At 65.6% G+C, this 7,228-nt stretch carries 8 protein-coding genes, 1 tRNA gene and 1 pseudogene; 6 read left to right on the top strand and 4 right to left on the bottom strand.

Going from position 1 to position 7,228, the window contains the following annotated elements:
• From ACE3S9_RS11820 to ACE3S9_RS11805, 4 genes and pseudogenes are all read left to right on the top strand, one after another.
• A pseudogene (locus tag ACE3S9_RS11820) lies at positions 1 to 115 on the top strand (adenine phosphoribosyltransferase); the annotation flags it as partial.
• A 63-nt stretch (positions 116 to 178) separates the two neighbouring features.
• Positions 179 to 514: a hypothetical protein gene (locus ACE3S9_RS11815; RefSeq protein WP_374546658.1), complete on the top strand. Its 336-nt coding sequence runs from the start codon at positions 179 to 181 to the stop codon at positions 512 to 514.
• Between the two features lie 111 nt (positions 515 to 625).
• Positions 626 to 1,693 (top strand): TrkA family potassium uptake protein, encoded by a 1,068-nt coding sequence (locus tag ACE3S9_RS11810; RefSeq protein WP_374546657.1) that lies wholly within the window; start codon positions 626 to 628, stop codon positions 1,691 to 1,693.
• A 60-nt stretch (positions 1,694 to 1,753) separates the two neighbouring features.
• Positions 1,754 to 2,326 carry a LysE family translocator gene (locus ACE3S9_RS11805; protein WP_374546656.1) on the top strand — a complete coding sequence of 191 codons (573 nt, stop codon included), beginning with the start codon at positions 1,754 to 1,756 and terminating at the stop codon, positions 2,324 to 2,326.
• 154 nt (positions 2,327 to 2,480) lie between these two features.
• On the opposite strand, the gene ACE3S9_RS11800 is transcribed toward ACE3S9_RS11805, so the two are convergent.
• The 3 genes from ACE3S9_RS11800 to cpdR form a co-directional block, all read right to left on the bottom strand.
• Positions 2,481 to 2,708 carry a hypothetical protein gene (locus ACE3S9_RS11800; RefSeq protein ID WP_374546655.1) on the bottom strand — a complete coding sequence of 76 codons (228 nt, stop codon included), beginning with the start codon at positions 2,706 to 2,708 and terminating at the stop codon, positions 2,481 to 2,483.
• Between the two features lie 414 nt (positions 2,709 to 3,122).
• A tRNA-Val gene (locus tag ACE3S9_RS11795) sits at positions 3,123 to 3,197 on the bottom strand.
• Between the two features lie 105 nt (positions 3,198 to 3,302).
• A complete protein-coding gene (gene cpdR / locus ACE3S9_RS11790; RefSeq protein WP_374546659.1) occupies positions 3,303 to 3,659 on the bottom strand; it encodes a cell cycle two-component system response regulator CpdR in 357 nt (118 codons plus the stop codon).
• Positions 3,660 to 3,891: 232 nt separating this feature from the next.
• Here cpdR and ACE3S9_RS11785 point away from each other — a divergent pair, with 232 nt between their 5' ends.
• Both ACE3S9_RS11785 and hisN read left to right on the top strand, forming a co-directional pair.
• Positions 3,892 to 4,803: an N-formylglutamate amidohydrolase gene (locus tag ACE3S9_RS11785; protein ID WP_374546654.1), complete on the top strand. Its 912-nt coding sequence runs from the start codon at positions 3,892 to 3,894 to the stop codon at positions 4,801 to 4,803.
• 498 nt (positions 4,804 to 5,301) lie between these two features.
• Positions 5,302 to 6,105, top strand: coding sequence for a histidinol-phosphatase (gene hisN, locus ACE3S9_RS11780; protein ID WP_374546653.1), 804 nt, complete (start codon positions 5,302 to 5,304; stop codon positions 6,103 to 6,105).
• Here hisN and ACE3S9_RS11775 read toward each other — a convergent pair.
• Positions 6,088 to 7,086 (bottom strand): alpha/beta fold hydrolase, encoded by a 999-nt coding sequence (locus ACE3S9_RS11775; protein ID WP_374546652.1) that lies wholly within the window; start codon positions 7,084 to 7,086, stop codon positions 6,088 to 6,090. The two genes, hisN and ACE3S9_RS11775, sit on opposite strands and share 18 nt — an antisense overlap.
• Positions 7,087 to 7,228 lie beyond the last annotated feature (142 nt).

Below are 7,228 nucleotides of genomic sequence, written 5' to 3'. Positions count from 1 at the left end.
CGCCGATATTGTCGCGGCCTGTTTCGTGATCGACCTGCCGGAACTCGGCGGCGCCAAGAAAATCCGCGACCTCGGCGTGCCGGTGCGCTCGCTGATCGCCTTCGAAGGGCACTGAGCCGCAGGCTCCACGCAATCCTGCGGCGCTAGAACGGGCGGCGTTTTCCCTCCGGGCGCCGCCATGAAACCTCTGACCCTGCTGTTCGCCGCCGCGTCCTTTTGCGCAAGCGCCAAAGCCGCCAATGCGGAAGACGCCTGCCGGATCGGCGATGTCTGCACGCTCCAGGGCCCGCTGTTCGGCTGCCACGACGCCGAGCTCATCAAAAACTGGATCGACCTTTATGTGGCCGAGAGCCGCGAGGCGGCGGAGCGCTTCCTGTCCGAACAGGCGGCCGCCGGCCAATGCGCCCGTTTCGCGGCCGGCGACCGGCTGGTCCCGCTGCGCTATCTCGGCATGCGCCGTCTGGAGGCGCGCCGCCCCGGCGAGAGCCAGCGCTACATCCTGCTGCTGAAATGATCTTTCCCGAGACGATTCTGGCGCAAAAAAATTTGACCGCCGGCCTTGCTTTGGATCAAACAGCCTGATGGATCGCTCGCGTTAGGCTTTCCCGCCGCAACCGGGACTTCAATGGCTCAGTTTCTCGCCTCCCCGCTGCGCAATCTCGTGGCGGGCCTCGCCTTCATGCTGGCCGTGGGTCTGGTCGCGACCCTGGCCTATGTCGCATCCGGCTGGAGCCTGCCGGACGCGGTCTATATGGTCGTGCTCACCGTCTATTCGGTGGGCTATGGCGAGGTCGAGCCGGTCAATACGCCGGGCCTGCGCGCGATCACGATCGCATTGATCGTCGCCGGCTGCACCGGCATGATGTTCCTGACCGGCAGCCTGTTCCAATTGATCACCGCCAGCCAGCTGCAACAGGTTTTCGGAAGCCGCCGCATGCAAAAGGACATCGACAAGCTCTCGAACCACGTCATCGTCTGCGGCTTCGGCCGGATCGGCCAGATGCTGTGCCATGAACTCAGGGCCGCGGGCGGCGATTTCGTGGTCGTCGACCGCGCCGAGGATCGCCTCGCCGCCGCGCGCAACGCCGGCCATTTCCTCATTGTCGGGGACGCCACCGACGAGGAGGTGATGCGTCAGGCGGGCGTGACGCGGGCGCGGGCGCTGGCCACCGTGCTGCCGGAGGACGCGGCAAACGTGTTCATCACCCTGAGCGCGCGCAGCCTCAACCGCGACCTGACGATCATCGCCCGAGGCGAATTGCCCTCCACCGAAAGCAAGCTGATCCAGGCGGGCGCCAATCGCGTGGTGCTGCCGGCGCGTATCGGCGCCGAGCGCGTGGCCGAACTGCTGCTTCATCGCGACATGACGCGGCTGATCGCGCGGATCCGCGGCGGCAGCCTGGAGCGGCTCGCCATCGACCTCCAGCGCCTGGGGCTGGACATCGAAATGCCGACCGTCGAGGCGGGCAGCCGCAGCGCCGGCATGACGATCGGGCGGATCGAGGCGTTGGGCGCCGGCGCCTTTCTGGTCGTGGCCATCGAGCGGCGCAGCGGCGAGACGATTCTGCAGCCGGATGCCGGGATCGTCGTCGGCGCGGGCGATGGTCTGGCCCTGGTGCGCCGGCCGGAAAAGGCGCAGCAGATCGAAGACCTGTTCGCGGCGGCCACGATCGAGGCCACGCCACGAACCTGAGGCGGCGCGCGCCTGATCGAGATCAAGGCCGCGCCTCGGATGGAATGCGATGATGACGCGATGGAGCCAATCACCTTTGTTGCCGGGGCGCTGTCCCTCCTCGCCGTCCCAGGCCCGACCAACACCTTGCTGGCGACGGCCGGCGCGGAGGTCGGCCGTCATAAGGCGATGCGCCTGCTCGCCGCGGAACTTGGCGGCTATATTCTTGCGATCGTCCTGATCCGCGCCGCATTGGGGCCGTTGATCGCGTCCGTTCCGGCGCTGGGCGTGGGGTTGCGCGCCGCCGTCATCCTGTATCTGCTTTATCTCGCCGCGAAACTCTGGCGACGCGGCGCGCAACGGGAAGACGCGGCGACCCCGATCACTTTCGCCCGCGTGTTCACGACGACTCTCTTGAATCCCAAGGCGTTGGTTTTCGCGCTCACGCTGCTGCCGCAGGGCAAGGACATTGCCGGATTCCTGCCCTGGCTGGCTGCTTTGGCAGTTCAGATCGTCCTGGTCGGCTTTTGCTGGATTTCGCTCGGCGCGACCATCGGCCAAGGCCTGGAAGGCCGCGTTCGGCCGACGCTCGGCTATCGGATCGGCGCGGTCATCCTCGCGTTATTCGCGGGAATGCTGCTCAGACTCGCCTGAGGCTGCTCTCCGCCGGACGAAGCGCCGACCTCGCCCGAGCGTCCTGCCCGGACAGACAAGCCTCGCCAAGGCATGGGGAAGTTGCGCCCCAATGGTGGTGGCGCCGACTATACCGGCGCTGGCCGAAGCCGGCCCTGCGCCTTCAAATCAACGATCAGCGGAAATGTCTGCGGCAAGCAGGCGTTAGCTGCGCGACATGGCGTTGCATGCAAGACGTAATGCGCTGCACGTCGGGAATATGGTGGCCGCACAAGCGATGGGCGTCACCGCCGCAGTCGTGGCGCTGTTGGGATGTGCCCTGAAAGATGAAGGCGTTAGCGGAGGTCGCGCAAAAGCTGAGCCCGGCCAAAATGATGGAAATTTTCAAGCCCGCGCTTTTCATGCGACTTCCCTTACGAAGGCCAAAACGGCGGTCAAGCCGTTCAGGATGTTTCGATCGCTGTTCCGACGCGGAACATAGCTTGGGCGCTGGCGTGCGTCCATGAATTTGGCCAGGTGAGCGCGAGCTTGCCCTTGTGAGATGGGGCATACAGGCGTTGACCGAGGGCGTCGCGGAGCGCGGGCCTGGCGCCGGCGTCAGAGCGCGTCGCGCGCCGAATCGCCCGCCCGCCATGAGCGACGTCTTGGGGTGTGCGGCGTAGCGGACGACTTGTCGGGCAGAGCAGGCGCCTTCCGGGATCGAAGACCTTGCGAACGCGGCCGCCAAATTTGCGCGATGCTTCCCCGGAGAAACGGAGCCCCAGAAACACAAAAGCCCCGGACGCTGATTTTCTCAGCAAATCCAGGGCTTTGGGAATGGTGGGCGCGACAGGGATCGAACCTGTGACCCCTACGATGTCAACGTAGTGCTCTCCCGCTGAGCTACGCGCCCGACGCCGGCCTCGTTTGGAAAAGCCGGCCCCGTCAAGGGTTCGCGGTGTATATCGATTCGCCGGCGAGGGCGCAAGCCGTCGGCGGCAAAAAAACCGTTTCCGCCTCAGGCGGCCAGCAGGCGGGTCACTTCATTGACGAGATCGCGCAAATGGAAGGGCTTGGACAGGATCTTGGCCTGGCGCGGCGCCTGATTGTCCGGATTGAGCGCCACCGCGGCGAATCCCGTGATGAACATCACCTTGATGTCGGGATCGAGTTCGGTCGCGCGGCGCGCCAGTTCGATGCCGTCCATTTCCGGCATCACAATATCCGTCAGCAGCAGTTCGAACGGCTCCTCGCGCAGCCGGTTGTAGGCGGAAAGACCATTGTCGAAGGACACCACCGCATAGCCGGCGTTCTGCAGCGCCTTGACGAGAAAACGCCGCATGTCGTTGTCGTCCTCCGCCAGAAGGATCTTCACCGAAGATTGGATTTGTTCGTTCATGGCGCCCTCGTTATGCGCTCCCGATAAAGCCCCATCGTGGTAAACAACAGGTGAAAATTCGCTGAACGACGGCCAAGTTCCACATGATCCCGCGCCGCTGTGGCGCGGCTGCGACAGGCTGGACAAAAGCCTTGCGCGGCCTCATGCTTGCCGGGTGTGGAAAGCCGTCGACGGCCGGGTTCGGCCGCGGCCGGGAGTGATGAAGAGGATGACCAATCTCGCGGAGGTTTCGGACCGCGCCAGCCCGTCCTGCGAGACGTTCGAGCCGGCCAGCCTCGATTCGCCTTTGGTGTTCTCCTCCCCCCATTCCGGCAAAATCTATCCGCCCGCCTTTCTCGCCGCCTCCGTGCTCGACCTGCCGACCCTGCGCAGTTCGGAGGACGTCGCCGTCGACGATCTGTTTTCCGCCGTGACCCTTCACGGCGCGCCCCTGCTGCGCGCCAATTTCCCGCGCGCCTTTCTCGACGTCAATCGCGAGCCTTATGAGCTCGATCCGAAATTGTTCGATCAGCCGCCGCCGGATTACGCCAATGTGCGCTCGTTGCGGGTCGCCGGCGGACTCGGAACCATCGCTCGCGTGGTGTCCGAGGGCCGGGCGATCTATGGCGCGCGCATCCCGCTCGCCGAGGGGCTGGCGCGCATCCACGCTTATTACAAGCCTTATCATGCGGCGCTCGAACGCTTGCTCAACCGCACGGTTGAGAAATTCGGCATCGTCTGCCTGATCGACTGCCATTCCATGCCCTCGCGCATGCCGACCGGCGACGCGCGGCGGCCCTATGAGCCGGTCAATGCCGATATTGTGATCGGCGACCGCTATGGCGCGAGCTGCGACCCCGGTTTTTCGCATCGCGTCCATGCTTTGCTCTCGGGCATGGGCTATCGCGTCGCCCGCAACAAGCCCTATGCCGGCGGCTTCATCACAGAAAGCTACGCCGCGCGCTCGCGCAACCGCCACGCGCTGCAGATCGAGATCAACCGGGCCCTCTATCTCGACGAAAAAACCCTGGAGCTGGCCGCGGGCTACGCCAGGCTGAAGGCCGATCTTACCCGGCTGATCGCCGAAATCGCCCCCGCCGCCGCGCTGACCGGCGGCGCTGGGCGCCAGGCGGCGGAATGACCGCCGCGGAATGACTTCTAAGGAATGATTTAGCGGGAATGATTTCACCTGATCTTGGCTTTTGCCGATTTGACGCAAAAAAAGACCGCCAACAACCGTTAGCGGCCCAAGTCAAGGGAGGAAACGCCCAAAACGGGCATCAACGACGCAAGGCGTCGTCACAAATAACTATGGCGCCGCGTCGCACAAAAATCAAGACGCCCTCAACAGACTTTTCCGAGCAAGACAAGGCGACACCGGCGCCAGCCATCGCCTCGACCGCGTTATGGCTTCCATATAACATATTGTTTTATATTGATGTTATAGAAAACAGCGTCGAAACGCCCCTCCCGTCAGCCGCCGACAGGCGGGTCAAGCCACCTACTTTGGTCGGATAAGACCTTCGCGAACGCAGCAATCCCGCCGCCTTTTTTCGTCGCTCTGGCCTTGGCGCGCGGATCGTGGCATGTCTCCAGCATCGCACGAACGGCAAGATCCGATTCGACGGGAGGGCGACCGATGACGGCGGTGGATTTCGTTCCATTCGTGGAGAAACTCGCCCAGGTCTCGGGCGAGGCGATCATGCCCTATTTCCGCACCGCCTTCGCGATGGAAGACAAATCGTGCGGCGGCGTGTTCGATCCGGTGACGGAAGCCGACCGCGCGGCCGAGGCGGCCATGCGGCGGCTGATCGGCGAATGTTTTCCCCACCACGGCGTGATCGGCGAGGAATTCGGCGAGGAAAACCAGGACGCGGACTATGTCTGGGTACTCGATCCGATCGACGGCACCAAGAGTTTTGTCGCCGGCCTGCCGCTGTGGGGCACGCTGATCGGCCTGTTGCACAAGGGCGCGCCCTGCTACGGCCTGATGCACCAGCCCTTCACCCGCGAAAAATTCTTCGGCGACGGCAAGGCCGCCCATTGGGCCGGGCGCGGCGCGCGCGGCGAACCGGCCTCGCGGCGCCTGCTGACCCGCGCCTGCGCGGGCCTCGACCGCGCCACTTTAATGACCACTTCGCCCAAGCTCATTCCCGAGCCCTTGCGCCCGCGTTACGAGGCGTTGGAGGCGAAAACCCGGCTCGCGCGCTATGGCGGCGATTGCTACGCCTATTGCATGCTCGCCGCCGGCCATGTCGATCTGGTGGTCGAGGCCGGCCTGAACGCCTATGACATTGTCGCGCTGATCCCCATCGTGCGCGGCGCAGGCGGAATCGTGACGACCTGGGATGGCGGCGATCCCTCGAAGGGCGGCGCCATTGTCGCGGCCGGCGACCGGCGCGTCCACGACCAGGCGCTGGAAGCCCTAAACGCCGGCGCCTGAGGGGCTTTCCGCGGCGCGCGCCGCGGCCTCATGCAGCACCGCCTCGCCCGGCACGAAAGCGTCGAAAGCCGCCCAGAACCGCGCCCGGACCGCCGCGCGCTCCATCATGATCTCGTGCCGCGCATCGGGCAGGACCAGGCAGGATGCCGTCTTGAGCCGCCGCGCGAATTGCTCGACGGCCGGCGTCGAGACCAGCCGCTCCTCGCCCGCCGCCAGCATCAGGACCGGCGTGCGGATGCGCTCGGCATAGCCGTCGGCGGTCAGCCGGTCCATCAGGCGATAGGCGGCATGGGCCCAGCCGATGGTCGGATCGCCGATGCCGACCGTGGGCGCCTGCCGCAACACCTCGGCGGCGCGCGCGAAGCGGCGTGGATCGCCAGTCAGGACATTGCCGACAAAGGGCTTTTCCATCAGGCTGCGCGCGTTGCCGCCGGGAACGAACAGGCGGGCGAGGCCGAGCGCGCGCAGGCCCGAGGCGAGCCGTCGCGCCGTCGTCGAGCCGGCGAAGCCATGCAGCTCGACCATGGGCGCGACGCCGACGATGCGCTGGAACGGCTCCGCCTCTTCGCAGGCGGCCGAATGATCGAGCGTCGCCGCCGCTCCCATGGAATGGGCCAGAGCGAACCAGGGTTTTGGGCAATCGGGTGTCAGCAACTGGCGGATGAAGGCGTCGAGATCGAGCCGGTAATCGGTCGAGCGCCGGACATGGCCCCGCGCCCGGTTGCGCGTCAGGCGCTGCGACAGGCCCTGGCCGCGCCAGTCGAAGGTCGCCACGACAAAGCCGCGCTCCAGCAATTCGCCGATCACCTCGAAATATTTCTCGATGAATTCGGCCCGGCCCTGCACCAAAGCCACCGTGCCGCGCGGAGGCCCCTCGGGCCGCCAATAGGCCGCGCGAAGCTGCGCGCCGTCGCTGGCGCGCAAGCCGACGATATTGGCGCCGGGCGGGCAGCGGTTGGCGGATGTGTCGAACAATTCCATGGCTGTTTCCTGAGCCGGGCGAACAGAATCGCACAAAACGGACGGCGGCGAAACAGCGCAAGATCAACGCCCTTGGGGGCTTGAAAAGGCGGGAGACGCCTCCATCTCAAGGTCAGCGCGGGCCGGAACCGGACGCGCTCAC

The organism is Rhodoblastus sp. (assembly GCF_041915505.1).
Lineage (GTDB): Bacteria > Pseudomonadota > Alphaproteobacteria > Rhizobiales > Beijerinckiaceae > Rhodoblastus.
The sequence above is the reverse complement of the archived record's forward strand: the minus strand, read 5'-3'. Positions and strand labels throughout refer to the sequence as shown.

What these genes read in the sequence shown, in the direction of transcription:
- hisN (WP_374546653.1), top strand. Translation starts at nt 5,302, where the DNA reads ATGACGGCGGTGGATTTCGTTCCATTCGTGGAGAAACTCGCCCAGGTC.
- ACE3S9_RS11815 (WP_374546658.1), top strand. Translation starts at nt 179, where the DNA reads ATGAAACCTCTGACCCTGCTGTTCGCCGCCGCGTCCTTTTGCGCAAGC.
- ACE3S9_RS11810 (WP_374546657.1), top strand. Translation starts at nt 626, where the DNA reads ATGGCTCAGTTTCTCGCCTCCCCGCTGCGCAATCTCGTGGCGGGCCTC.
- ACE3S9_RS11785 (WP_374546654.1), top strand. Translation starts at nt 3,892, where the DNA reads ATGACCAATCTCGCGGAGGTTTCGGACCGCGCCAGCCCGTCCTGCGAG.
- ACE3S9_RS11805 (WP_374546656.1), top strand. Translation starts at nt 1,754, where the DNA reads ATGGAGCCAATCACCTTTGTTGCCGGGGCGCTGTCCCTCCTCGCCGTC.
- ACE3S9_RS11775 (WP_374546652.1), bottom strand. Translation starts at nt 7,086, where the DNA reads ATGGAATTGTTCGACACATCCGCCAACCGCTGCCCGCCCGGCGCCAAT.
- ACE3S9_RS11800 (WP_374546655.1), bottom strand. Translation starts at nt 2,708, where the DNA reads ATGAAAAGCGCGGGCTTGAAAATTTCCATCATTTTGGCCGGGCTCAGC.